Origin of the sequence: Bradyrhizobium sp. USDA 327, from assembly GCF_041262065.1 — a bacterium.
In the GTDB taxonomy this organism is placed as follows: domain Bacteria; phylum Pseudomonadota; class Alphaproteobacteria; order Rhizobiales; family Xanthobacteraceae; genus Bradyrhizobium; species Bradyrhizobium liaoningense.
On record NZ_JBGCCW010000001.1, the window covers coordinates 1,387,077 to 1,412,813 of the forward strand.

23 protein-coding genes are annotated in these 25,737 nt (G+C 65.3%); 14 read left to right on the plus strand and 9 right to left on the minus strand.

Annotated elements, in window-relative coordinates; translation table 11 throughout:
• Positions 1 to 30: 30 nt before the first annotated feature.
• Together ABIA42_RS06335 and ABIA42_RS06340 are read right to left on the minus strand one after the other, a co-directional pair.
• Complete coding sequence (locus tag ABIA42_RS06335; protein ID WP_370114843.1) at positions 31 to 564, minus strand: YkgB family protein; 534 nt, start codon at positions 562 to 564, stop codon at positions 31 to 33.
• A gap of 30 nt (positions 565 to 594) precedes the next feature.
• A complete protein-coding gene (locus ABIA42_RS06340; RefSeq protein ID WP_370114841.1) occupies positions 595 to 1,407 on the minus strand; it encodes an SDR family NAD(P)-dependent oxidoreductase in 813 nt (270 codons plus the stop codon).
• 101 nt (positions 1,408 to 1,508) lie between these two features.
• On the opposite strand from ABIA42_RS06340, the gene ABIA42_RS06345 reads away from it, so the two are divergent.
• Positions 1,509 to 2,441, plus strand: a complete 933-nt coding sequence (locus tag ABIA42_RS06345) for a LysR family transcriptional regulator (RefSeq protein ID WP_271529984.1) — start codon at positions 1,509 to 1,511, stop codon at positions 2,439 to 2,441.
• 18 nt (positions 2,442 to 2,459) lie between these two features.
• On the opposite strand, the gene ABIA42_RS06350 is transcribed toward ABIA42_RS06345, so the two are convergent.
• Positions 2,460 to 3,407, minus strand: coding sequence for a hypothetical protein (locus tag ABIA42_RS06350; RefSeq protein WP_370114839.1), 948 nt, complete (start codon positions 3,405 to 3,407; stop codon positions 2,460 to 2,462).
• A 519-nt stretch (positions 3,408 to 3,926) separates the two neighbouring features.
• On the opposite strand from ABIA42_RS06350, the gene ABIA42_RS06355 reads away from it, so the two are divergent.
• Positions 3,927 to 5,645 (plus strand): IlvD/Edd family dehydratase, encoded by a 1,719-nt coding sequence (locus ABIA42_RS06355; protein WP_370114837.1) that lies wholly within the window; start codon positions 3,927 to 3,929, stop codon positions 5,643 to 5,645.
• A 12-nt stretch (positions 5,646 to 5,657) separates the two neighbouring features.
• Here the strand turns inward: ABIA42_RS06355 and ABIA42_RS06360 are convergent, their stop codons facing one another.
• Positions 5,658 to 6,452: an enoyl-CoA hydratase/isomerase family protein gene (locus tag ABIA42_RS06360; protein WP_370114835.1), complete on the minus strand. Its 795-nt coding sequence runs from the start codon at positions 6,450 to 6,452 to the stop codon at positions 5,658 to 5,660.
• A gap of 228 nt (positions 6,453 to 6,680) precedes the next feature.
• Here ABIA42_RS06360 and ABIA42_RS06365 point away from each other — a divergent pair, with 228 nt between their 5' ends.
• Positions 6,681 to 7,901: an NAD(P)/FAD-dependent oxidoreductase gene (locus tag ABIA42_RS06365; RefSeq protein WP_370114833.1), complete on the plus strand. Its 1,221-nt coding sequence runs from the start codon at positions 6,681 to 6,683 to the stop codon at positions 7,899 to 7,901.
• 4 nt (positions 7,902 to 7,905) lie between these two features.
• Here ABIA42_RS06365 and ABIA42_RS06370 read toward each other — a convergent pair whose 3' ends face one another.
• Both ABIA42_RS06370 and ABIA42_RS06375 read right to left on the minus strand, forming a co-directional pair.
• Entirely contained in the window at positions 7,906 to 8,820 is a 915-nt protein-coding gene (locus tag ABIA42_RS06370; protein WP_370114831.1) for a ribokinase, read from the minus strand.
• Between the two features lie 17 nt (positions 8,821 to 8,837).
• Positions 8,838 to 9,731, minus strand: coding sequence for a sugar kinase (locus ABIA42_RS06375; protein WP_035679928.1), 894 nt, complete (start codon positions 9,729 to 9,731; stop codon positions 8,838 to 8,840).
• A 211-nt stretch (positions 9,732 to 9,942) separates the two neighbouring features.
• Between ABIA42_RS06375 and ABIA42_RS06380 the strand changes: the two genes are divergently transcribed.
• The 9 genes from ABIA42_RS06380 to ABIA42_RS06420 all read left to right on the plus strand — a co-directional run bounded on the left by ABIA42_RS06380 (position 9,943) and on the right by ABIA42_RS06420 (position 19,672).
• Complete coding sequence (locus tag ABIA42_RS06380) at positions 9,943 to 10,791, plus strand: VOC family protein (RefSeq protein ID WP_370114829.1); 849 nt, start codon at positions 9,943 to 9,945, stop codon at positions 10,789 to 10,791.
• Positions 10,792 to 10,998: 207 nt separating this feature from the next.
• A complete protein-coding gene (locus ABIA42_RS06385; RefSeq protein WP_271529976.1) occupies positions 10,999 to 11,706 on the plus strand; it encodes a TetR/AcrR family transcriptional regulator in 708 nt (235 codons plus the stop codon).
• Positions 11,707 to 11,998: 292 nt separating this feature from the next.
• Positions 11,999 to 12,808 carry an ABC transporter permease gene (locus ABIA42_RS06390; RefSeq protein WP_370114827.1) on the plus strand — a complete coding sequence of 270 codons (810 nt, stop codon included), beginning with the start codon at positions 11,999 to 12,001 and terminating at the stop codon, positions 12,806 to 12,808.
• Between the two features lie 73 nt (positions 12,809 to 12,881).
• On the plus strand, positions 12,882 to 13,874 hold the full coding sequence (locus ABIA42_RS06395; protein ID WP_370114825.1) for an ABC transporter substrate-binding protein: 993 nt from the start codon (positions 12,882 to 12,884) through the stop codon (positions 13,872 to 13,874).
• A 151-nt stretch (positions 13,875 to 14,025) separates the two neighbouring features.
• Positions 14,026 to 14,871: an ABC transporter ATP-binding protein gene (locus ABIA42_RS06400; protein ID WP_370114823.1), complete on the plus strand. Its 846-nt coding sequence runs from the start codon at positions 14,026 to 14,028 to the stop codon at positions 14,869 to 14,871.
• Positions 14,872 to 15,062: 191 nt separating this feature from the next.
• On the plus strand, positions 15,063 to 16,451 hold the full coding sequence (locus ABIA42_RS06405) for a hypothetical protein (RefSeq protein WP_370114821.1): 1,389 nt from the start codon (positions 15,063 to 15,065) through the stop codon (positions 16,449 to 16,451).
• 5 nt (positions 16,452 to 16,456) lie between these two features.
• A complete protein-coding gene (locus ABIA42_RS06410) occupies positions 16,457 to 17,608 on the plus strand; it encodes a Gfo/Idh/MocA family protein (RefSeq protein WP_370114819.1) in 1,152 nt (383 codons plus the stop codon).
• Positions 17,609 to 17,618: 10 nt separating this feature from the next.
• Complete coding sequence (locus ABIA42_RS06415) at positions 17,619 to 18,809, plus strand: dihydrodipicolinate synthase family protein (RefSeq protein ID WP_370114817.1); 1,191 nt, start codon at positions 17,619 to 17,621, stop codon at positions 18,807 to 18,809.
• Complete coding sequence (locus tag ABIA42_RS06420; RefSeq protein ID WP_370114815.1) at positions 18,809 to 19,672, plus strand: sugar phosphate isomerase/epimerase family protein; 864 nt, start codon at positions 18,809 to 18,811, stop codon at positions 19,670 to 19,672. The genes ABIA42_RS06415 and ABIA42_RS06420 overlap by 1 nt, the downstream gene beginning before the upstream one ends.
• A 115-nt stretch (positions 19,673 to 19,787) precedes the next feature.
• On the opposite strand, the gene ABIA42_RS06425 is transcribed toward ABIA42_RS06420, so the two are convergent.
• From ABIA42_RS06425 to ABIA42_RS06435, 3 genes are all read right to left on the minus strand, one after another.
• The gene (locus ABIA42_RS06425) at positions 19,788 to 21,245 is read right to left on the minus strand and encodes a Spy/CpxP family protein refolding chaperone (protein WP_370114813.1); all 1,458 of its coding nucleotides are present in this window, start codon (positions 21,243 to 21,245) and stop codon (positions 19,788 to 19,790) included.
• 496 nt (positions 21,246 to 21,741) lie between these two features.
• A complete protein-coding gene (rocD, locus tag ABIA42_RS06430) occupies positions 21,742 to 22,956 on the minus strand; it encodes an ornithine--oxo-acid transaminase (protein WP_370114811.1) in 1,215 nt (404 codons plus the stop codon).
• Positions 22,957 to 23,182: 226 nt separating this feature from the next.
• Complete coding sequence (locus tag ABIA42_RS06435) at positions 23,183 to 24,403, minus strand: cytochrome P450 (protein WP_370114809.1); 1,221 nt, start codon at positions 24,401 to 24,403, stop codon at positions 23,183 to 23,185.
• A gap of 105 nt (positions 24,404 to 24,508) precedes the next feature.
• Between ABIA42_RS06435 and ABIA42_RS06440 the strand changes: the two genes are divergently transcribed.
• Complete coding sequence (locus ABIA42_RS06440) at positions 24,509 to 25,051, plus strand: phosphonopyruvate decarboxylase (protein ID WP_271529965.1); 543 nt, start codon at positions 24,509 to 24,511, stop codon at positions 25,049 to 25,051.
• Positions 25,048 to 25,638, plus strand: a complete 591-nt coding sequence (locus tag ABIA42_RS06445; protein WP_370114807.1) for a thiamine pyrophosphate-dependent enzyme — start codon at positions 25,048 to 25,050, stop codon at positions 25,636 to 25,638. The genes ABIA42_RS06440 and ABIA42_RS06445 overlap by 4 nt, the downstream gene beginning before the upstream one ends.
• Positions 25,639 to 25,737 lie beyond the last annotated feature (99 nt).

Consider the following 25,737-nt stretch of genomic DNA (forward strand, 5'->3'; position numbering starts at 1 on the left):
TTCGTGTCTGTTGCGCTGCGGGGTGAGTTTTCACCTGCGGATGGCGGCCTTCAGCGAGTCCGTGAACACCCAGAAGGAAGCGGCGAGCAGGCCGACGTCCTTCAGCAGGAACTGCCCCGGAGCGACCGTGATCGCGGGCGCCCCGAGCTCCGGCACGACGACGCCGGGGGTCGAGATCATGAAGCTCAGCGTCGTGACGAACAGTCCGGCCGAGAGAAGGCCGCCGGCCGCGGAATAGATCGGACTGGACAGCCGGAGCGCGATCAGAAGCCCGATGCTCAGTTCGACGAAACCGAGAAAAGTGGAGAAGCCGCGGACCGAAAACAGCGCGTAGAACCAGCGCAACAGCGGGCTGTTTTCCACCAGAGGCACCAGCCCCTGCGCTTCGTAATCGCTGAACTTCATCCCGCCGAACCAGGCATAAATGATTGCGAGCGACGCATAGAGACCGATCCGGCTGACCGGTTCGGCGTAGGCGAGCAGGCGTTCAGTCTGATCGCGCCAGCTGATGGTGCGGCTCAGCGCGATGGGTGAGGTGGACGGGTGGCTGATGATGCGTGACATGGTTGTCTCCGTTTTGACGCTGGGTATCGCTCACGCATTCACGTGCGTGTGCAGGTTGTAGCGAGGGGCGGGAATGGCGCTCGAGAGCTTGTTCGTCATGGCGAGCCGCGTGCTCTCGTGGCGATCCCATGCGGAATTGTCGGCCAGCGCCGGGATCGTCACGACCTCGCCGAGGTCGAGACCCGCGAGTGCCGCGTCGACCATGTCGTCGGCCGACATGACGATCTCGGCGGGCAGTTGATGAACTGGTGTACCGGCGACATCCCAGAACTCGGTCGCAGTGGCGCCCGGCAGCACGGCCTGAATGCGGATGCCCTTGCCGGCGAGCTCGTGAGCGAGTGACTGGGTGAATGCGAGCACGAACGCTTTCGAGCCGCCGTAGACGCCGTTGAGCAGCTCCGGCGCGATCGCGGCGATGGAAGCGATGTTGATGATTGTACCGTGGCCGCGGTCGATGAATCCGGGCACCGCTGCGTAGGTCAGGCGCGTCAGTGCACTGACGTTGAGGCGGATCATGTCCTCCATCTTCTCGACGTCGGAGGCAATCAGCGGAGCTGAGGCGCCGACGCCGGCGTTGTTGACCAGCATCGAGATGTGGCTGTTAGTTCTGAGGAGTTGCTCGACATGGCGCAGGTCGGCAGGGGATGTGAGATCGGCTTGCACCGTCTCCACCTTGCCGCCGCTTTCGTTGGCGAGCCTGCGCGCCAGCGATGCGAGCCGCTGCCTGTTGCGCGCAACGAGGATGAGGTCGTGGCCGCGCTTCGCCAGGCGGTCGGCGTAGATCGCGCCGATTCCGGTCGAAGCACCGGTGATGAGGGCAATGCCTTTTCTGGTCTGGGTCATTTTCGTCTCTCCGTTTCGGTGCGGAGAGGAATAGGTGCTTCCGGAAATGACGGGCATCTGGCAAAATCGGGATGTATCCTTCCAGAATATGGAAGTTTCCCATGGATCGTCTCGAAAGCATGTCGGTGGTTTTGGCGGTGGCGGAGGCCGGCAGCCTGTCCGCCGCCGCACGCCGTCAGAAAATGCCGCTGGCAACGGTGAGCCGGAAGGTGTCGGAGCTCGAGGAGCACCTGCGCACCAAGCTCTTTCACCGATCGAGCCGCGTCCTCGTTCCCACCGACGCCGGGCGCTCCTACATCGCCGCGGCCAAGCGAATTCTCGCCGATCTCGCCGAGGCCGAGCGCGTTGCCTCCGGCGAATACACCACGCCGCGCGGAGATCTGAGCGTCACGACGCTCGTCGCACTCGGTCGCCTGTGCCTGCAGCCAATTCTGGCCGAGTTCCTTGCGGCATTCCCGGAAGTGGACGTTCAGCTCAACCTGCAGGACCGGACGCTCAATCTCCTGGACGAGCACATTGACGTCGCGCTTCGCGTCGGGGATCTCGCCGACAGCGGCCTGATCGCCGTGCGAGCGGGAGAAATTCGCCGCGTGGCCTGCGCCAGTCCGGCCTATTTGGAATTGCGCGGGATACCGAAGTCCCCCGACGATCTCTCTGCGCATGACTGCATCAGCTATCCTCCGCTTCAGTCGCCGAACATCTGGAGGTTCAAACGAGGGCAGACCGAGTATGCTGTCCCGGTGCGGTCGCGCTTCATTGCGAGCAATCTCGAATCGGCCTTCGATGCCGCGCGCGCAGGCATAGGAGTCACCGTCGCGTTCTCATACCTCGTCGCCGACCCGCTGCGGTCCGGAGAGCTGGTCGCGCTTCTGCAGGACTTTCAGCCGCCGCCGCAGCCGGTCAACTTCGTCTATTCGCCCAACCGCTTCATGCCGGCCAAACTGCGAGCCTTTCTCGATTTTGCAGTACCGCGCCTGAGGGCGCGCCTGGCCGACATGCCCCGGGACGTGGCGTTGCGGAAGCAGCGGACGTGACTGTGTCGGGCGCGGACATCAGAAATGCAGGTTGAGACGCAGTAGCGCCTGGTGCCGCTCGAACTGCTCCAGGTTGAGGCTGCGGCTGTCGCCGACCGCGCTGCCTGTAACTTGCATCTGCCAGGTGCCGGAGATGCCGACTTCCTTCGAGATGGTGTAGGAGAAGGTCGGGCCGGCGAAGACCGCATCGCCTACGAAGCGGTCGAGTGCGCCGCCGTCATACGCCCGCGCGTAGCGAACGCCGAGGCCGAGCACGAGCTCGGGCTGCACTGCGTACGAGATCGCTGCCTGCAGCTGCATCTCGGAATCGTGTCGCCAAAGATTGGTGACGATCTCGCGGGTTCCGCCGGTCCCGTACCAGACGTTGAAGGCCGCAAACAGCCTGTCCTTGACCAGCTCGCGATCGAACAGCGCGGCAAACTCTGCGCCATATTGCTGGATATGCATGCCGCTGGCGTCGTCGATCCGGCTCCAGCCGGGCTGTGCGTGGAGGGTGAGCCCAAAGGGTGCGACGGCGCGATCGACCAGCTTGTAGCGCAGTTCAAGCGCGGCGCCGCCGAAAGCGACATCCGAATGATCGGCAAGTCCCGGAACGCCGTTGATGCGCTGTCCGCTCAGAGCAAATCCCGGTGCGATCCGGAAATTGTCCGAGACCGTGTACTTGACCTGATTGAGATTGGCCCAGGCCGCGTAGGTGCCGGAGCGCTTGCCGAACGCGCCGACATTTTCGAATTCCACTTCGATTTCCCCGGGCTTGCCGATGTCGGATCCCATGCTGAAACCGAAGATGTGCTCGGTGTCGATCTCCGCATGGGTCGACGGCAACCCGCCCGCCAGCTTGTCGACGCCGAGGCCGGGTGCGGAGCCGGGCCAGGGAGCGGCATAGGCGAGGCCGCGTGCGCCCTCGTCAGCGGAAGCGGAGGCGCAGCTCGCCAGATGACCGGCGACGATGGCTGCCGCTGCCATTGCGCCCGGGAATCTCGATTTTCTCACCACAACAGTCCACCAACCCACGCAAACCAGGGCACTAATCGACGCAGGGGGCTGTGGGTTCGCGCGCAAGCGCCCTGCGATTGCAAGTCATTCGCAAGAAGATCCCATAGAATTGCCGGGAATGCAACTACTTGCTAATCGTTCTTAGTTGCGTTCGAGGCCAGAGAGCGAGGGAAATCTGAAGGTGCGCAGCTGTGCTGGTGGCCACGAGGTTCAGGCTGCTTGCACCATGAGAATTGGAGCTGCGTCGAGTTCCACCGAATCCGCGCCAGAGAAGCCGGAAAGCCGGAGCACTCCACACTCGTTCGGGGAGCGTCGAAATCGGCAAACCGGATGCGGGATCACCTTCGGGAGTTGAACCTGCGACGAGCCGTGCTGTGGCATGCTCGCTCGAGGAGGGCCCCGGCCACCAAGCGTCAGGGCTGCAACTCGGCTTATTGACAATCAGGGGGCTGGCCTTACCACGGCGACAAAGCTGAAGGGAGCGACCTGATGACGAGTGGCTTGCGCAAGGGTTTGACCAGCTACGGCGATGCCGGCTTCTCGCTGTTCCTGCGCAAGGCGTTCATCAAGGCGATGGGCTACTCCGACGACGCGCTGGAGCGCCCGATCGTCGGCATCACCAACACCTATAGCGACTACAATCCCTGCCACGGCAATGTCCCTGACATCATCGAAGCCGCCAAGCGCGGCGTGATGCTGTCGGGCGCGATGCCGTTCGTGTTTCCGACCATCTCGATCGCCGAGAGCTTTGCGCATCCGACCTCGATGTACCTGCGCAATCTGATGGCGATGGACACCGAGGAGATGATCCGCGCCCAGCCGATGGATTCGGTGATCGTGATCGGCGGCTGCGACAAGACGCTGCCGGCGCAGGTGATGGCTGCGATCAGCGCGGATCTGCCGACGGTGGTGATCCCGGTGGGGCCCATGGTGGTCGGCCATCACAAGGGCGAGGTGCTGGGCGCCTGCACCGATTGCCGCCGGCTATGGGCGAAATATCGCGCCGGCGACATGGACGACGTCGAGATCGAGGCGGTGAACGGGCGCCTCGCGCCGTCGGTCGGCACCTGCATGGTGATGGGCACGGCCTCGACCATGGCCTGCATGATCGAAGCCATGGGCCTGTCGCTACCGATGAGCGCAACGATCCCGGCGCCGCATGCCGAGCGCTTCCGTCTCGCCGAGGCGAGCGGCAAGGTGGCCGCCGAGATGGCGAAGACGAAGGGGCCGAAGCCCAGCGAGTTGCTGACGCCGGCCTCTTTCAGGAATGCGCAGGTCGTCCTCCAGGCGATCGGCGGCTCGACCAATGGCCTGATCCATCTGACCGCGATGGCGCATCGCTCGCCGCACCGGATCGATCTCGAAGTGTTTGACCGGATCGGGCGCCAGGTGCCGGTCTTGGTCGATCTCAAGCCGTCCGGCGAGCATTACATGGAGCATTTCCATCACGCCGGCGGCGTGCCGAAATTGCTGGCGCAGCTCGGCGATCTCGTCGATCTCGACGCCAGGACCATCTCGGGCCAGACGCTGCGCGATGTCGCGGCGAACGCGGAGGACGTGCCCGGTCAGGACGCGATCCGCCCGCGCGACAATCCGATCAAGAAGGAAGGAGGCCTCGCCATCCTGCACGGCAATCTCGCACCGCGCGGCGCCGTCATCAAGCAGTCGGCCGCAAGCCTGAAACTGTTGCGGCACACCGGGCGGGCAGTCGTTTTCGAATCGGTCGAGGACATGACCTTGCGGGTCGACGATCCCGATCTCGACGTCACCGCCGACGACGTGCTGGTGCTGCGCAACGCCGGCCCGAAAGGCGCGCCGGGCATGCCGGAAGCCGGCTATCTGCCGATCCCGAAGAAGCTCGCGCGCGGCGGCACCAAGGACATGGTGCGCATTTCGGATGCACGCATGAGCGGCACCGCGTTCGGCACCATCGTGCTGCATATCACGCCGGAATCCGCCGTCGGCGGGCCGCTGGCGCTGGTCGAGAACGGCGACATGATCCGCCTCGACGTCGAAAAGCGCAGCATCGAGCTGCTGGTCGATGCCGCCGAGCTGGAGCGGCGCCGCGCCGCGCTGAAGCCGGCCGCCGTCCCCGAGGAAACGCGGCGCGGCTACGCCTGGCTGTTCAACGAGACCATCATGCAGGCCGACGAGGGCTGCGACTTCGACTTCATGCAGAGGACCGGGCCCGGAGCCGCAAAGGGCTGAGCGACCGCGCCGCTATTTCCCCTTGCTGGTGAACTTCTTCACGGCGGTGCGGAACGCCTCCGTGTTCATCGCCATGATGATCTTGTGCTCCTCGGCATCGAGCTGCTGCTTCACCGGCGTGGTCGCGGCCTGGTAGACCAGCTGCTTGGTGCCGGCGATCGCGGCCGGCGGGTTCTGCGCCAGCCGTTCGGCAAGCTGCCGCGTCGCCGCTTTCAGCTCGGTTGCGGGAACGGTCTTGGCGACGAGGCCCCATTCATAGGCCTGCTGCGCGGTAAAATTGTCCTCGGCGAGAAAGATCTGCAGCGCCCGGCGCGAGCCTACCGTACCGACGATGCCGACGGTCGAGCCGCCGTCCGGCGACACCCCGATCTTGGCATAGGCGGGCGTGAACCTGGCGTCGTCGGCGGCGATGCAGAGGTCGGTAACGAAGGCGAGGCCCATGCCGGCGCCGGCGGCCGAGCCGTGCACGCTGGACAGCGAGATCTTCGGCATGCGCCTGACGATCTCGATGAAGGCATGATAGTGCTTGAGCAGCTCGCCGACGACGGGCGTCACCGTGCCGGCTTCGGCGGCGGCTCCGATCGTCTGCAGATCGCCGCCGGCGCAAAACGCGCGGCCTTCGCCTTCGAGGACGACGACGCGGATGTCGTCCGCGGCTTCGATATAGGCCGCGAGCTGTTCGAGCTTCTGGGCAATCGCAAGGTTGATCGCGTTGAACGCAGCAGGGCGGTTCAGCGTGATGGTCGCGATCGGGCCGTCGATCCGCAGCAGCGCGGGATCATCGGGCTTTGAGACGGGAGCAGTCATCTGGAAAATCCCCGGCAGGAGGTCGAGGCTCGAACTAAATCGCAGAAGGCGAGGGGTGACAATCCCCAGCCGCCGCCCTTGCGCGGGGCGGAACGATAGGCTCAAATAGGCCCGCCTTCGCCAGGGAACGGACACGAGCGCCGGCTCCACCTAAGGCCAGCAAACCAAAATCAGCGAGAGAGGAGACGGCATGGGTTACGCTCGTGTCTTCCAGAAATGGGCTGTCCAATGACGGGCGGTCCGGTGATCATCGTCGGCGCCGGCCATGGCGGCTACCAGGCCGCGGCATCGCTGCGCCAGGCCGGCTTTTCGGAGCGCATCTGCCTGGTCAACGAAGAGGCGCATCTGCCCTATCAGCGCCCGCCGCTGTCGAAGGCCTACATCAAGGGCTCGGCGGGGCCGGAGAGCCTGATGTTCCGGCCCGAGAAATTCTACCAGGACCAGAAGATCGAGCTGATCGCGGGCCGCGCCGCCTCGATCGACCGCGCGGGGCGCAAGGTGCATCTCGCATCCGGCGAGACGCTGTCCTACGGCCACCTCGTGCTGGCGACCGGCGCGCGCAATCGCCTGCTCGACCTGCCCAATGCCAACCTGCCCGACGTGAGATATTTGCGCATCCTCGACGACAGCGAGGCGCTACGCAAGATCATGCCGTCGAAGACACGCGCGGTGATCATCGGCGCCGGCTTCATCGGCCTCGAATTCGCCTCCACCGCGCGGATCAAGGGCCTCGAGGTCGACGTGCTCGAACTCGCCCCGCGCGTGATGGCGCGCGCAGTGACCGCCGAGGTCTCGGAATATTTCCAGGACCGCCATCGCGAGGCCGGCATCCGCATCCATCTCGGCGTGCAGGCCACCGCGATCGAGGCGGAGGGCGGCGAGGTCACCGGCGTTTCCTTGAGCGACGGACGGCATCTGCCGGCCGATCTCGTCGTGGTCGGCGTCGGCGTGCTGCCGAACATCGAGCTTGCGGCCGAGGCGGGGCTGCCGGTCGCGGCCGGCATCATCGTCGACGAATATCTTGCGACGGCCGATCCCGACATCTCCGCGATCGGCGATTGCGCGCTGTTCGCGAGCCCGCGCTTCGGCGGATCGCTGCGGCTGGAATCGGTGCAGAACGCCACCGATCACGCCCGCTGCCTTGCGGCGCGCCTGACCGGCGACAAGAAGCCCTACGACGGCCATCCCTGGTTCTGGAGCGACCAGGGCGACGACAAGCTCCAGATCGCAGGGCTCACCACCGGCTACGACCGCGTCGTGCTGCGCGGTGATCCCGCCAAGAAGGCGTTCTCGGCGTTCTGCTACAAGGGCGACAAGCTGCTCGGCATCGAATCCATCAACCGCGCCGGCGACCATATGTTCGGCCGCCGCTTGCAGGGTATGGACCGCACGATCACTCCGGAGCAGGCCGCAGACGAGAGCTTCGACCTGAAGAGCGCGCTGGCGTGAGCGCTTAGCGCGGCAAAACCGCCGTGACCTCGGCGGCCGTCGGCATCGACGGTCCGGCGCCCATCCGCTGCACGCTGATCGAGGCGGCGGCATTGGCGAAGGCGAGGGCGGCGCGCAAGGGCACATCGTCGGCCAGTTGCGCCGCCAGCGCGCCGACGAAGCAGTCGCCGGCGCCCGTGGTGTCGAGCGCCTTGACCACGCGGCCGGGCACGGCAATCTCCTCGCGCCCCGCCAGCGCGAGCACGCCGCGCTTGCCGAGCGTGACGCAGATGGTCTGGTCCTCCCGCGCTTGAAGCTGCCGCGCCACGGCAATGATCCTTGCCGCCTCGTCGCTCTCGGAGAGCCCGCTGCCTGCGAGGAAGCCGAGCTCGGTCTCGTTCAGCACGAGGATGTCGACGAGCGCGAGCAGCTCGCGGGACATGGCCTGCGCCGGTGCCGGGTTGAACAGCGTCGTAGCTCCGGCGCCGCGGGCGCGCTGGAAGAACGCGGCGATGGCCGGCAGCGGAATCTCGAACTGGCTGACGGCGACGTCGCCCGCCAGCAGCGGCACGACCTCGACGTCGTCGGCGCCGACCAGCCCGTTCGCCCCGGGAATGACGACGATGGTGTTGTCGGCCTCCGCCACCGTGATGATGGCCGTCCCGGTGTGGGCCTCCGCCGTCTCCTGGACGTAACCGAGATCGATGCCCTGCTCGCCGAGAAAGGCCTTCAGCTCGCCTCCGAATGAATCCTTCCCCAGCCGCCCGATCAGCGTGGTCCGCGCGCCAAGCCTTGACGCCGCGACCGCCTGGTTCGCTCCCTTGCCGCCCGGAAAGTACAGCACCTGGCGGCCGGCGACTGTCTCGCCGACCTTCGGATGGCGATCGGCGGTCGCCACTACATCCATGTTGATGCTGCCGGCGACGTAGACGCGTCCCATCGTATTCCCTGCGACCGCTAGACCCTGACCTCGAACTCATGCCTGACCTTGGCGATGTCGACGAGTGTCGGCAAGCCCGCCTCGTTGCCGAGGCGCTGGATCTTGAAGGTCGAGGCGGCGCGCGCGAAATCGAAATGCTCGCGCCAGCTTTTGCCGGGATGGGCGAGGTAGGAATAGACATAGGCACCGTGGAAGACGTCGCCGGCGCCGTTGGTGTCGATGACGCGCTCGCGCGGGATCGGCATCGCCGGCATCACCTGCACCGTCCCTGTCTCGTCGTACCAGAGCAGGCCCTTCTCGCCCATGGTGACGCCGCCGATCCTGCAGCCGCGGCCCTTGAGGTAATCGAGCATCTTCTCCGGCGTCAGGTCCATCTGCTCGCACAGCCGCTCGGCGACGATGGCGACGTCGATATATTCGAGCAGCTCATGCGTGTTGGTGCGCAGGCCGCCGCCGTCGAGCGAGGTCAGGATGCCCGCCTCCCGGCACACCTTGGCGTAGTGGATCGCGGCGTCCGGCTGGTGGCCGTCGACATGCAGCGCGCGGCAGCCGCCGAGATTGAGCATCGGGAATGGGTGGATGTGCTCGTCGTCGCGGCAGCGGACGATGGCGCGCTTGCCGTCCTTGGGCATGATGAAGGAGAGCGAGGACTGGTTGACCTTGCGCCCATGCAGCGAGATGCCGTACTTCGCGCACATGTCCTGGAACATGCGCCCCAGCCAGTCATTGGCTGCGGTCGCGATCAGGTCCGGCACGATGCCGAGCTTGGCGCAGCAGAAGGCCGCCGTCACCGCATTGCCGCCGAAGGAAACCGCGTAGTCCGAAGCCACGTGCTTCTCGTCGCCGGTCGGCATGTGGTCGGTGATGAAGACGACGTCGATATAGGTCTGTCCGATGAAGAGAGCCTGCATTGCTTGTCCGTGATGCGCTTGTGGTCCCGGCCGGCGGGATTACTCTAGCACCGGTTCCGCTCCGGAGGGACGCTGAAATTATTCGCAAAACTGCCGCCCGAAGCGCTTGAGGTCAGCATGGTGCCGGAATACGACCATGTCGGGCCGATGCCAAGCCCGGACAAACGCCGTCTGTCGGTCCATGGGTTCCAAGTCGATTTAAGGGTGCAGGATGATCACCGGCCTCGATCACATCGTCGTTCTGGTGAGCGATATCGGTGCGGCCAAGGCGGCCTATCAGACGCTGCTCGCCCGCGCGCCGGCCTGGCAGAACTCCGGCGAGGGCGCTGACCGGGTGCTGTTCACCCTCGACAACATGACGATCGAATTGATGGCGCCGAGCGGCTTCAGCGTCACCGCCGACCGCATGCGCGCACTGCTCGAGGACCAGGAGGGCATGCTCGCCAGCCTGTGCTTTCGGGTCGCGGACATCGGCAGGATGCACCGGCGGCTGGAGCGGGTGGCCCTGAGGCCGGACCCGGTTGCGGAGGTCGAAAGCAGCGATGCGGTCAGCGATGCCGTGCTGCACTGGAAGCGCACGCGTGCCGCCACGGAGCTCACGCGCGGCGTGCGCATGTTCTTCCTCGAACTGGCCGACGAGCGTCCGAAGTCGGTCGCGACCGACATCGCGCCGATCGACGCGCTCGACCACGTCGTCATCACCACCGAGGATTCCGAGCGCGCCGCCGCGCTCTACGGCGCCCGGCTCGGGCTCGATCTCGCGCTCGACCGCTCGCACCAGGACTGGGGCCAGCTGATGTTTTTCCGCTGCGGCGACCTCATTGTCGAGGTGGTGCGCCGGCCCGTCGCCGGCGGTGACCTCACGCATGACCGGCTCTGGGGCCTGAGCTGGCGGGTCGCCGACATCGACGCCACTCGTGCCCGCTTGATCGCTGCCGGCCTCGACGTCAGCGAAGTCCGCAACGGCCGCAAGCCGGGCACGCGGATCATGACGGTGCGCAACGGGACCTGCGGGATTCAGACCGTGCTGCTGGAGCGCTCGCCGAAGCCGGTGGAGTGAGGGACGTCGCTCTCTCCTCCGTCGAAGACTCCCTAGGGTGGGCAAAGCGAAGCGTGCCCACGTCTTGGCGGCTTGATGAGAAGGCGTGGGCACGGCGCAAGTGCGCCTTTGCCCACCCTACGAAATTGCGTCTGGGGCACGAGATCGTTCTCAAACGCCCGCACGCGTGTTACACGCTGACCCGAGAACCTCCAGCGAGCACCCGGTTTGGCGAAGGCAAAGCGAACTCTGAAATGGCAGCGCGATCCCGAGGGGATGCGGCTGCGCATTCTCGAAGCTGCCAAGCAGGAGTTCTCCGCCCATGGGCTCGCCGGCGCGCGCGTCGACCGCATCGCCGCCAAGGCCGGCGCGAACAAGCGCATGCTGTACTATCACGTCGGCAACAAGGACGAGCTCTATCTCGCCGTGCTCGAAGGCGCCTATGACAAGATCCGCAGCGAGGAGCGGGGGCTCGATCTCGAGCACCTCGATCCGCCCGAGGCGATCCGCCGCCTGATCGAGTTCACCTGGAATTACTTCCTGCGCAATCCGGAGTTCCTGTCGCTGCTCCAGACCGAGAACCTCGCACGCGCAAAACACCTGAAGAAATCGACCAAGGTCAAGTCGATGCATTCGCCCTTCGTCGAGATGATCCGCACCGTGGTGCGGCGCGGTGTCGACAGCGGCGACTTCCAGGTCGCGGTCGATCCGGTGCAGCTCTACATCTCGATCGCGGCGCTGAGCTTCTTCTATCTTTCCAATTCGGCCACGCTCAGCGTGATCTTCGGCCGCGATCTCCTGGACAAGAAGGCCAAGGACGAGCGGCTTGCCCATATGGTCGGCCTCGTGCTTGCCGCGCTGACAGGGCAATCCGTGGCACTGTTCGAGATTGCCAAGGCGCCGAAGTCGCGCAGCGCGGTGGTGCAGACGGCGTAGTCGCTGTTCTTCCCAATCTCCGCTGTCATCGCCCGACTTGATCGGGCGATCCAGTATTCCAGAGACGCTGGTGGGATGCGGACAAGCCGCGGCGTACTGGATTCCCCGCTTTCGCGGGGAATGACACCGGAGATGGGGGCGCGACGGTCCTGCCACGCTGCCATTCACTCACATCCCTCGCGTGGCTTCCGCTGCCGGAACCCGGCGCAAAACGTCACAGGGAAAGCTCTGGACAGTATTTATCCAACGGGTTAATTTCTGCGCACAACGAAGAAGATGCCGGGAGTGAAAATTGGCCGAGCTGAAGCCGCAAAACGCGGTCTCCAAGATGCTGAACGCGGCCTGGGTTCGGCCGTTTCTGTTCCTGGTCTTCATCGTGGTCGCCTGGGATCTCGCGATCCGAATCTTCAGGATTCCCGCCTATCAGATCCCGTCGCCGCTCGATGTCGTCGCGGTGCTTCGCACCGAATGGCCGGAACTGCTGCGCCAGTCATGGCCAACCACCTATGCGACCATCTGCGGCTTCGTGCTCTCGGCGCTGTTCGGCATTCCCATCGCGATGCTGATCGCGGGCTCGAAGACGGTGGAGAGCTACGTCTATCCGCTGCTGGTGTTCTCGCAGTCGGTGCCCAAGATCGCGATCGCGCCGCTGTTCGTGGTCTGGTTCGGCTTCGGCATCATTCCAAAGGTGATCTCCGCGTTCCTGCTCGGCTTTTTCCCCGTGGTGGTCTCGGCGGTGCAGGGCTTCAAGTCGGTCGATCCTGACATGGTCGATCTCGCCCGCGCCATGCAGGGCAGCCGTTTCCAGGTGTTCCGCGCGGTGAACCTGCCGCATGCGCTGCCGGCGATCTTCTCCGGCCTCAAAGTGTCGGTGACGCTCGCCGTGGTCGGCGCCGTCGTCGGCGAGTTCGTCGGCTCCAATTCCGGCTTAGGTTACGTGATGCAGCGCTCGATCGGCACGTTCGACCTGCCGACGATGTTCGCGGCGCTGGTGATCCTCGCGCTGCTCGGCGTGGTCCTGTTCTGGATCGTGGACCGGATCGAGAAGCTGGTCATTCCCTGGCATGTCAGCCAGCGCGAGGACGTGATTTTCGCCGCTTGAGTATTTTCGGCTCTGAAATGAAGCAACGAACGGCCACCAACGGCCGACGCAACAAGGGCAAGGGAGATTGACGATGAAGCGCTTGATTGGGGTTGTCTCGGCGGTGCTGATGACCTTTGCGGCCATGCCGGCCCAGGCGGCCGACAAGGTCGTGCTGATGCTCAACTGGTACGTCTATGGCGAGCACGCACCGTTCTATTACGGCAAGGCCAAGGGCATTTATGCCGCTGAAGGCATCGACCTCGAGATCCAGGAAGGCCGCGGCTCGGCTGCGACCACGCAGGCCGTCGCTGCCAAGACCGCGGACTTCGGCTATGTCGACGTCCCCACCATGATGCGTGCCGCGATCAAGGGCGCGCCCGTGGTTGCGACCGGCGTGCTGCTCCAGACCAGCCCGATGTCCGCGATGGGCTTCGCCGACAAGAACATCAGGAAGCCCGAGGACATCAAGGGCAAAACGGTGGCGATCACGCCGGCCGACTCCATGACCCAGATCTGGCCGCTGTTCCTGAAGAAGACCGGCCTGAAGGAGAGCGATTTCAAGACCGTGGCCGGCGACGGCCAGACCAAGCTCAACGCCGTCATCAATGGCCAGGCCGACCTTTTGCTCGGCTACGTCATGGACCAGTCGATGAAGATCAAGGACGCCACCGGCAAGGACGTCTATCCGATTAAGTTCGCCGACTACGGCATCAACATGGTGTCGTCGGGCATCATCGCCAACGCCGATTATGTGAAGGCCAATGCCGATCTCGTCCGCCGCTTCATGTCGGCGACGACCAAGGCCGTCGAAGCCGCCGAGAAGGAGCCCAAAGCCGCAGCGCAGGCGATCCTCGATGCCAACCCCAAGGGCGGCAAGATCGACACGCTGACGCAGGGTTTCGAGCTGACCATTCCGCTCTACCGGACCGCGGAGACCAAGGGCAAACGGCCGTTCCAGGTCACCGATCAGAACATGACGGATTCAGTCAATCTGATGGTCGAATATGGCGGTCTCGACGCCAAGGCCAAAGACAATCCGAAGGCCTTCTACACCAACGATTATCTGCCGAAGAGTGGCACGTGAGCGATCATTCTCCGCTGTCGTCCCTGCGAACGCAGGGACCCATAACCACCGGCCTCAATTGGTGCGGAAGGTCTCTCCCCGTATGCCCGAACGCGCCGGCACGGCGTATGGGTCCCTGCGTTCGCAGGGACGACGGGTGGAGAAGGCTGCGATGAGTCCTGCGACCAAACCAATCGATGTCAGCACACCGGCCGCCCATCTGCGACTGGTGAGCGACCGGGCGGGCGATGCGTCGGGCATCAAGTTGTCAGGCGTGTCGAAGACATATCGGACGCGCGACGGCGACGTGCCGTCGCTGCGGCCGCTCGACTTCCACATCAACGACGGCGAGTTTTTCGTCGTGGTCGGCCCATCCGGCTGCGGCAAGTCCACGCTGCTCAAGCTGATCTCGGGCCTGCTGGCGCCGACCACGGGCGAGATCCTGGTCGAGGGCCAGAAGGTAACGGCGCCGCACGGCAATGTCGGCATCGTCTTCCAGAACGCGCTGCTGCTGCCATGGCGCAACATCCTGTCCAACGTGATGCTGCCGATCGACATGAAGCGCCTGCCGCGGCAGGAATATCTCGATCGCGCCAAGGCGCTCCTGAAGCTGGTCGGGCTCGAAGGCTTCGAGAAGAAGCTGCCCTGGCAGCTCTCCGGCGGCATGCAGCAGCGTGCCTCGATCTGCCGCGCGCTGGTGCACGATCCCAGGATCATGCTGATGGACGAGCCGTTCGGCGCGCTCGATGCATTGACGCGCGAACGCATGAATGTCGAATTGATGCGGATCCAGCGCGAGACGAAGAAGACGGTGCTGCTCATCACGCATTCGATTCCCGAGGCCGTGTTCCTCGCCGACCGCGTCCTGGTCATGACCGAGCGCCCCGGCGCGATCGCCGCGATCTACGACGTGCCGCTGCCGCGCCCGCGCTCGCTCGACGCGATGGCCGATCCTGTCTTCACCGAGCTCGTGCAGCGCATCCGCAAGCACTTCTTCTCGCAAGGTGCGCTGGATTAGGGCGATGAGAATGCCGATGACAGCTGCGCGATCGGTGCGCTCCCTCCCCCGCCTGCGGGGGAGGGTTGGGGAGAGGGTGTCTCCGCTCGCGAGAACCCCCCAGAGGAGAAAGCCCTCACCCGGCGCTTTGCGCCGACCTCTCCCGCAAGCGGGAGAGGTGCACTGCCGCATCTCGGGAGCCAACTAACACCATGTCACCCCGCCTGAAGCTGCGAGACATCGCATTGTTCGAACGACCTGTGCAGTTCGCACGGCCGTTCCGCTTCGGCGCGATCACGATCAACGCGACGCCGCAGTTGTTCGTGCGGGTGGAGATCGAGGTCGAGGGCAGGGGAGGTGCCGTCGGCGCCAGCGCCGAGCTGCTGGTGCCGAAATGGTTCGACAAGCGGCCGGAGCTGTCGCCGGCGCAGACGGTGGACGGCTTGCGCCGCTCGCTGGAGATCGCGCGCGGTCTCTACCTGGCGCGGACCGGATACCAGACCGCGTTCGATCTGCATGCCTCGTGCATCGGGGCGCAGATCGCGACCTGCGCGAAGAAGAACATTCCGGCGCTCGCCGCTGCTTACGGGCCGGCCGAGATCGACAAGGCGATCCTCGATGCGCTGCTGCGAGGCGTTGAAACCAATTTCTTCGACGGGATGGCCGGCAACATCGCCGGCATGGACGCGCGACTCTCGCCTGACCTTGTGGGGGCGGACATCGCCACGTTCCTCCGCGGCCGGGCGCCGCTGGAGCGTGTTGCCATCAGGCACACCGTCGGTCTTGATGATCCCGTAGAAGGCGAGGGCGGCGTTGCCGACCCGCGGGAGAACGCGGGTGCGCGCTATTTCAAGCTCAAGCTGTCGGGCGATCCCGCGGCCGACGCGGCGCGGCTTGCCCGGATCGGCAAGGAGCTCGATACGCTGGGGTATGACTACAAGCTGACGCTCGACGCCAACGAGCAGTACGCCGACCTCGCCGCGTTGCGAGCGCTGATCGACCGGCTTGATCATGACGCCGCGCTGCGCCAGATCGCGGCGCGATTGCTTTATGTCGAACAGCCAATGCCGCGCGACATCACCCGGCAATCGCCGCTCGGCTCGCTGGCCGCGCACGGCTTCATCATCGACGAAGCCGACGATTCCTACGATGCTTTTCCGGCCGCCCGGGCCCTCGGCTATCGCGGCATCTCCTCCAAATCCTGCAAGGGCCTCTACAAATCCATCGTCAATGCGACGCGCGCGGCGAAATGGAGCGCGGGCGGCGAGCAGTACTTCGTGACCGGCGAGGACCTCACCTGCCAGGCCGGTCTTGCCGTGCAGCAGGACCTCGCGCTGGGTGCCTTCATCGGCGTCACCCACGCCGAGCGTAACGGCCACCACTATGTCGACGGCTTTGGTGAAACGCCCATAGCAGAAGCCCAGGCCTTCGCGGCCGCGCATCCCGATCTCTATGCCGACGCCGGGCAGGGCGTCCGGCTCTCCATCCACGACGGCGATCTTCTCACCGAACCGCTTCACGCAACTGGCTTTGCGACGTCGGTCCATCCGGACTGGTCGGCGCTGCGCCCGCTCGAACAGCCAAATTCACTTTGGGAGTAATTGGCATGACCACGCAACGCCTCGGCCTCATCATGAACGGCGTCACCGGCCGCATGGGGCTCAACCAGCATCTGATCCGCTCGATCGTCGCGATCCGCGACCAGGGTGGCGTCCGCCTGAAGAACGGCGACCGCGTCATGCCCGATCCGATCCTGGTCGGCCGCAGCGCCGAGAAAGTCGAGGCGCTTTCCAAGCGCTTCAACATCACACGCTGGACCACCGATCTCGATGCAGCGCTCGCCGACAAGAACGATACCATGTTCTTCGACGCCGCGACCACGCAGGCGCGCCCCGGTCTGCTGACGCAAGCCATCAATGCGGGCAAGCACGTCTATTGCGAGAAGCCGATCGCCACGAACTTCGAAGAAGCGCTCGAAGTGGTCAAGCTCGCCAATTCCAAGGGAGTCAAGCACGGCACGGTCCAGGATAAGCTGTTCCTGCCGGGCCTGAAGAAGATCGCCTTCCTGCGCGATTCAGGCTTCTTCGGCCGCATCCTCTCGGTGCGCGGTGAGTTCGGCTATTGGGTGTTCGAAGGCGGCTGGCAGGAGGCGCAGCGGCCGTCCTGGAATTACCGCGACGAGGACGGCGGCGGCATCATCCTGGACATGGTCTGCCACTGGCGCTACGTGCTCGACAACCTGTTCGGCAACGTCCAGAGCGTGGTCTGCATCGGCAACACCGACATCCCCGAGCGCTACGACGAGCAGGGCAAGAAGTACAAGGCGACCGCGGACGATTCCGCCTACGCCACGTTCCAGCTCGAGGGCGGCATCATCGCTCACATCAACATGTCCTGGGTGACGCGCGTCTATCGTGACGACCTCGTCACCTTCCAGGTCGACGGCACGCACGGCTCGGCGGTCGCAGGCCTTACCGATTGCATGATCCAGGCGCGGCAGGCGACGCCCCGGCCGGTGTGGAATCCCGACGAGAAGCGGCTGCACGATTTCTACGGCGACTGGCAGAAGCTGCCCGACAACGTCACCTACGACAACGGCTTCAAGGAGCAGTGGGAGATGTTCATCCGCCACGTCTACGAGGATGCGCCCTACAAGTTCACGCTGCTCGAAGGCGCCAAGGGCGTGCAGCTCGCCGAATGCGCGCTGAAGAGCTGGAAGGAGCGGCGCTGGATCGACGTCGCCCCAATCAAGGCCTGAGGGTGGAACAATGAACAAACCCGTCCTGCCGATGTCGTCATTGTCGTTGAAGCTGCCGAAGGCCGATCGCTCGATCGAGACCTACCGGCTCGCGGCCTCGCGCACGTTTCCCGCAAAGCTCGAGGGACCGCTAAACCGCATCGCCTTCTCCGCCGTGCACACCGTCGCCGATCCCTTCGCTGACAACGATCCCTGGCTCTCGGTCGCCGTCGACTGGGACAAGACCATCGCCTTCCGCGAGCACGTCTGGGATCTCGGCCTTGGCGTTGCCGAAGCCATGGACACTGCGCAGCGCGGCATGGGGCTGGACTGGCCGACGTCGCTGGAGCTGATCACGCGCTCGGTCGGCGCCGCCAAGCGTCGCAACGCGCTGGTGTTCTCCGGGGCCGGCACGGACCATCTCGCGGTCGAGGATGCCAAGAGCCTTGACGACGTCATCCGTGCTTACGAGGAGCAGATCTCGGCAGTCGAGAAGGTCGGCGGTCGCATCATCCTGATGGCGTCGCGCGCACTGGCCAGGCTTGGCCGCAACGCCGACGACTATGCCAAGGTCTATGACCGCGTGCTGTCGCAGGTTCGCGAGCCCGTGATCATTCACTGGCTCGGGGACATGTTCGATCCCGCGCTGACGGGCTATTGGGGCACTAGGGATCTCGACAAGGCGATGGACACGGCGGTCGCCATCATCAACGGCAACGCAGCCAAGGTCGACGGCGTCAAGGTTTCGCTGCTCGACAAGCAGCGCGAGATCGACATGCGCCGTCGTCTCGACAAGCGCATCAAGATGTATACCGGCGACGACTTCAATTACGCCGAGCTGATCGCCGGCGACGAGCAGGGCTTCTCGCATGCGCTGCTCGGCATCTTCGATGCGATCGCGCCGGCGGCGTCCTACGCGTTGTCGCGGCTGGCGGCCGGCGACGAGACCGGCTTCCACGACGTGCTCGGGCCGACCGTGCCGCTGTCGCGTCACATCTTCAAGGCGCCGACGCGCTTCTACAAGACGGGCGTCGTGTTCATGGCGTATCTCAACGGCCATCAGGACCATTTCACCATGGTCGGGGGCCAGGAGAGCGCGCGATCGATGCTGCATCTGGCCGAGCTGTTTCGTCTGGCCGATCAGGCCGGTTTGCTTTCCAATCCGGAGTTGGCGACGCGGCGGATGAAGACGGTGCTCGCCTCGCACGGACTGGAGCCCTGATGCGCGACTTCTCGTCCGACCACCGCTGGCTGTCGCTGAACACGGCGACCGTCCGCAAGCAGGGTGACCTCGTCGCGATCATCGATGCCTGTGCCAAGCACGGCATCCGTGCCATCGATCCCTGGCGCGACCAGGTCGCTGCCGTCGGTCTCGAGCGCGCCGTGCGCGCCGTGCGCGAGGCCGGCCTCGAGCTGTCAGGCTATTGCCGCGGCGGCATGTTCACCTCGGACGCCTCGCGCCGGGGCGAGGTGCGGGACGACAACAGGCGTTGCGTCGACGAGGCCAAGGCGCTGGGCGCGCCCTGCATCGTCCTCGTGGTCGGCGGCCTGCCGCAATATTCGCGGCCGGGCAGCGAAGCCTCGAAGGACATCGTGGCGGCGCGCCGACAGGCCGAGGACGCGCTTGCCGAGATGCTCGACTACGCCCGACAGGCGAAGCTGCCGCTGGCGATCGAGCCATTGCATCCGGCCTATGCAGCCGACCGCGCCTGCGTGAACACCACGAAGCAGGCGCTCGACATTTGCGACCGGCTCGACCCTGATCGCACCGGCATGCTCGGCGTCGCGCTCGACGTCTATCACATCTGGTGGGACCCGGAGCTGATGGGGCAGATCGCGCGTGCCGGCCAGGATCGCCTGCTCGCGTTCCACGTCTGCGACTGGCTGGTGCCGACAAAAGACATCCTCAACGACCGCGGCATGATGGGCGACGGCGTCATCGACATCAAATCGGTGCGTCAGGCGGTCGAAGCGCAAGGCTTTGCCGGCTATTCCGAGATCGAGATCTTCTCCAACGACTGGTGGGGCAAGCCGATGAACGAGGTGCTGCGCACCTGCATCGCGCGGCACAAGACGGTGGTCTAATGCGGTATGAGTTTGGGTTGAATCGATGCTAGCACCTCTCCCCGCTGGGGAGAGGTGAACCTGGAACAACCGACCGAGCCAAATTTCATCGTGCTCCAGGTCAGGCGCGGTGCCCTCACGGGCTTGCGACCTGTTGTAAGGTGTTGAAACGCGCCTTCTGCTCGCTGCTCAGCGTGGCGTAGAACTCGTCCAGCGCAGGTTCGACCAGCTTGGCGGCCGTCAGCATGGCTTCAAGCCTACGCTGCATCGCTTCGAGCCGTCCAACCGGCGTCAGGGGCACATCGTTCGGACAGGCCGCCTGCAAGGCTTCAACGCCCTTGGCCGTCGCATCGCTGAGACGGTCGAGCGCCTCCTTCTGCTTGCCTGCGGGGTGGAGCACAGCCTCGACCCTCTGGATCGGCAACTGCGTTAGGCTGGACTTCGGATCGCCGCAGCTCTCGCTACTCGCTTCCTGCTGCTGGGATGAGCGGTCGCCGACATTGGGGCCGAGCGCGTTGAAGCGGGCCTGCTGCTCGTCACTGAGCGAGTTGTAGAAGTTCTCCAGTGCCGGTCGCACGATCTTGACGGCCTCCAGGGTCGCGCTGATGCGGTTCATCATCGCGCGCAGGCGGCCAGGCGGAGTTAGTGCATAGGTCTCCGCGCAGGAGTCCTTGAACACGCCGGCAGCGTTGGCCGCCGCTGTCTTCAACTCGTCGAGCAGTGCGCGTTGCTCCGGCGTCGGCTGCACCGCGCGCGCGATATCGGCAAGCGGCCAGGCGGTCACGCCCTTGTCCGGTGTGCCGCACAATTGCTGTACCGTTTGTCGGCTCACGCTGGCGCGCGGACGGGCGCGGTCGCCGCGGGCTTGCGGATAGTCATACGGGGTGGTGCTGGCATAGGCGGAATAGGGGCTATCACCACCCCAGAACACGGTATCGACGAAATCGTCATAGGCGTAGGCCCAATAGCCGGGCTCGTAAGCATAGGACCAGAACGTATAGTTGAAAATGTCAGAATAAGCGTAAGGCCAGAACACCGGCCCAAGCCATGCCACGAACACCGCGGGATGACGGTGACGCCAGGCTTGCCGGGGCGCCCAGCCGCTCTGGCGAGCGACGAGGGCCGCCTGGGTCTGCGGAGTGGCATGCTCGCGGAAGCGCGCTGCGAACCGCCCGCGCTCGGCGGCCTGCACGGCGGCCGCAGTCGCCGCGGCGCGCCCGGCCGGAGCCTGCAGTCCGAGCCGCTGCTGGCGCGCCAGGTCGAGTTGCTGCGCGCGCTGCTCACGACCGAGCAAGCGGTTCTGGGTCTGGAGCATCCGTTGCTGCTCGCGTTGCGCTCGCGCGCCTTCCACCTTTTGGGATTGCAATTGCTGAACGCGCTGCTGCAGACGATCGATGCGGGTCTGGCGCTCCGTCGTCTGGCGCGACAGCGTCTCGCGCTGTCGCTGCTGCACCACCTGCTGGCGCTGCTGGATCTGCTGCTGATGCTGCTGCGCACGCTGTTCGATCTGCTCCCGTCGCGACAGCCGCTCGCTTATGGGCGGCGCGCTCGGGCGCGAGGGGGCGGCGATGTGCGGCGTCGGCCGCGGTGCCATGGCCGGACGTTGCGGTGCTGCCGGCGGGCGATGGACTTCAGGCCGTGGCGCCGCCACGTGCGGGGCGGCTCGCGGTGGCGCAGCGACATGTGGGGCCGGACGCGGTGGCGGCGAGGCGACATGTGGTGCCGGACGTGGCGCCATGGCCGGTCGCTGCGGCATGGAAGGAGGATGGGATGCCGGCGCGGCGGGACGTGCCATCGCTGGCGGCGCCGCCGGGCGTGCCATGGCCGGTGGTGCTGCTGGCCGTGCTGCCGGCGCTGCGGCTGGACCCGGTGGCCCGCCCCTTCCATGTCCCTGTCCGGGTCCTTGGGCGAACGCGATGACGCTCGCCCCCAGCATCGAGGCACCAACTAGAACAGCCGTAAGGCAAACGCCACGCGGAAGCATGATTGTGGCTCCCAGCTCGTAATCGCCCACGACATTCAACGCACGGCTGGGGGAATCGTTCGTTGTTGGCCACGGCCGCCATTGCGATCTTCCGACGCAGGCAGTCTCAAGAGAAATCCTGCGTCAGGGTGGTGGCGAGCCGCTCCAGCGCCCAGTCGACCTGGTCGCTTGTGATCACCAGCGGCGGGGCGATGCGGATCGTTTGCTCGTGGGTATCCTTGGCGAGGATGCCCTTGCCGTGAAGCGCCTCGCAGTAGCGGCGAGCGCGGCCGGCCTCGGGATGCAGCTCGACCGCCAGCATCAAGCCGCGCCCGCGAACCTCGCGGATCGTATTGGCACGAATGTCTTTCAAGCCTTTCAGAAAGCGCGCGCCCTGCGTGGCCGCGTTCTCGATCATGCCTTCCTCGACCAGCACGCGCATTGCCGCACGCGCCACCGCGCAGGCAAGCGGGTTGCCGCCGAAGGTCGAACCATGCTGCCCGGGTCTCAAAGTCCCGAGCACGTCGTTGTTCGAGAGCACGGCCGACACCGGATAGAAACCGCCGGACAGGGCCTTGCCGAGCAGCGTCACGTCCGCCTCGATTCCCTCGTGCTGCTCGGCCAGCAGCTTGCCGGTGCGGCCGAGCCCGGTCTGGATCTCGTCGAGCACCAGCATCACGTTATTGGCGGTGCAGAGCTGGCGCACCTCAGTGAAATAGCCGGCCGGAGGAATGATGACACCGGCTTCGCCCTGGATCGGCTCGACCAGAAAGGCGACGGTGTTTGGGGTAATGGCGTCTTGCAACGCCGCGGCGTCGCCGAACGGGATGATCCTGAAACCCGGCGCGAACGGCCCGAAATGTGTGCGTGTCTCGGGGTCGGTTGAAAAGCCGACGATGCCAAGCGTGCGCCCGTGAAAATTGTTGGCGCAGACGATGATCTCGGCCGCACCGTCCGGCACACCCTTCACCTCATAGCCCCATTTGCGAACCGCCTTGATCGCGCTTTCGACCGCCTCGGCGCCGCTGTTCATCGGCAGCACCTTGTGGGAGCCGGTGAGCGCGGCGATCTCCTCGTAGAACAGGGCGAGCTGGTCGTTGTGGAAGGCCCTCGAGGTGAGCGTCAGCCTGTGCGCCTGTTCGACCATCGCCGCCAGGATCTTGGGGTGGCAGTGGCCCTGGCTGACCGCCGAATAGGCCGAGAGGCAATCGAGATAGCGGTTGCCTTCGGTATCCCAGACCCAGACACCTTCGCCGCGCGACAAGACGACCCCGATCGGCTCGTAATTATGGGCGCCAAACCGTGCTTCCGTTGCGATGAAATCAATGACCGACGAGCTCATCTGTCGTCACTCCATTGCTGCGCGCGGGGTCCTCAACTGACTGCACCGGTGGTCTTCAGCTTGATTTGGGTATTCGCCGGCCGGCTTGGAAGCCTTCATGCGCCGATGGCGTGGCGCAGCCCGATTCGCCTGAAACGTCCGATAGTTCTGCGGATCCGCAGGGTGTCGTTCGTCGACCGGCCTCTACTGTGCATGGGGTTGTTTTCGTCATTTTTGCTTGGAGGCCTCAGCGGATCGCGCAGGGCACGCTCAAGAAGCCGCGGAACCGCACCCGTCCGCCCCGCACCGGCTGCCCGCTCACGGCATAGTTCGGGAAGCGCTCGAGGAAGCGCGAGATCGCGATGGCACCTTCCAGCCGCGCCAGCGCCATGCCGGCGCATTGATGCGCGCCGGTGGCGAAGGCGAGGTGCCGGTTCGGCGTGCGTGCGATGTCGAAGCGTTCCGGGTCTGGAAACTGCGCGGGATCGCGGTTGGCCGCACCGATGCACAGCGTCACCGACGTGGCGGCATCGAGCACGACGCCGCCGAGCTCGACACGCTCCGTGGTCATGCGATTGCCGAGCTGGTTCGAGCTTTCATAGCGCAGCATCTCTTCGACGGCGGTCTTGATCATGTCGGGGTTGTCGATCAGCCGCTGCTTCTGGTCGGAATGACGGGCCAGCGCCACGAGGCCGTTGCCGATCAAATTGGTGGTGGTCTCATGGCCGGCATTGAGCAGGAAGATGCAATTGTGCAGCAGCTCCTTCTCGGTGAGCCGCTCGCCGTTCTCCTCTCCCTGGATCAGCCGCGTCAGCACGTCGCGCTCGGGATTGCCCGGCTTGGCGCGCCGCCGCGCCACCAGCGTTTCGAGATAGGCGAGGAAATCCGTCACCGCCTTGTTGCCGCGCGCCGCGGCTTCGGGCGACACCACGGGTTCGAGCGCGCCCAGGATCGCCAGCGACCAGTCGCGCAGCGGCATGCGCTCGTCATGGGGAACGTCGAGCAGATTGCCGATCACCTCGATGGGAATGGAGGCGGCGAAATCCTCGATCAGCTCGCAAGAGCCCTTGGCGGCGATGGCGTCGAGCAGGCCGTCGACCAGCTTGATGAGGTCGCCCTCCATGCTCGCGATCGCCCGCGGCGACAGCGCGCCCATGATCAGGCGGCGCACACGGGTATGGGATGGCGGATCGTTGAAGACGAGACTGGTGGTGTGGTGCTCGTAAAGCGGGGTGTCGCCGTATTTCGGCGCGAACTCGCGCTTCTTGTCCGAGCTGAAGGATTTTGTGTTCTTGTAGGTGGTGACGAGGTCGTCGTAGCGGGTCAGGAACACGGTGCCGTTCGGCAGGCGCTTGACCGGCTCGTTCTCCCGCAGTGCACGATAAGTCGGATAGGGGTTGTCGTAGAACTCGGGCGTCAGCTTCTCGAGGTCGAAGCTGGCCGCCAGCGCCTTCGCATCTGCGTTCATCCCGTTATACTCGCCGGTTAAAGCCGATATGCCGTTTTTGTTGTTCTGGTCGGCGCATGCATACGTCTACAGTCTTTGCACCTTGCTAGCCGACCGGACAGGAAAATGCACGCACGCGCTGACGCTGCCGACACGGCCCCGAACTGGCCCGACGATATCTTCGCAACATTGCAGCGCTTCGACGTCCGGCAGGTGCCGTATGTGCCCGACGCCGGTCATTCCAGGCTGATCCAGCGCGTGCTGGACTCCTCCACCATGCGCGGCATTCCGCTGACGACGGAGGAGGAGGGGGTGGCGCTGCTCGCCGGCGCCTGGGCCGGCGGACAGCGTGGCGTGCTGCTGATGCAATCGAGCGGCGTCGGCAATTGCATCAACATGCTGTCGCTGATCCCGATCCTGCGCTTTCCGTTCCTCACGCTGGTGACTATGCGCGGCGAGTGGGGCGAGTTCAATCCGTGGCAGGTGCCGATGGGATCGACCACGCAGGGCGTGTTCGAGCTCTCCGGCGTCAAGGTGCTGCGCGCCTCGAACGCCGCCGAGGTGCCCGCCGTGCTCGATGCCGCCGCCGCGCAGGCCTACAACGCGCTCACGCCGACCGCCGTCCTTCTGTCGCAGCGCCTGATCGGCGCCAAGGTTTTCACCAAATGAGCAAGGCCAATCTCCTCGACCGCCGCAAGGTGGTGTCCACGCTGCTTGCGGACCGCAACGACGTCGTCGCGATCGGAGGCCTGGGGGCCTCCACCAACGACATGTGTGCGGCCGGCGACCATGCGCGCAATTTCTACCTGTGGGGTGGCATGGGCGGCGCCGCGATGATCGGGCTCGGCCTCGCTCTGGCGCAGCCGAAGCTGCCGGTGCTGGTCATCACCGGGGACGGTGAAATGCTGATGGGGATGGGCAGCCTTGCCACCATCGGCCTGCAAAGGCCGCCCAATCTGTCGATCGCAGTGCTCGACAACGAGGCCTATGGCGAGACCGGCGGGCAGACCAGCCACACCTCGGCCGCCGCCGACCTCGTCGGCATCGCCAAGGCATGTGGCATTGCGAACAGCCGGGCCGTCACGACCATGGCCGAGGTCGAGGCCCTTGCCAAAGCCGTCCACGACGTTTCGGCCGGGCCGCGCTTTGCCAATGTGAAGATCGACAGCGCCAGCCTGGAGCGGATCCTCCCAAGCCGGGATGGGACCTATATCCTCAACCGGATCCGCGGCGACCTCGGCTTCCAGCCGATCTAGCGGCGCTGCTGTCGGAGGGGGTGGTCACCCTGCAAGCAGCCCGAGTGGTGGTGGGAATTTCCCGTGAATTCGCAACGCACTCAGGTTGCGATGCAACAT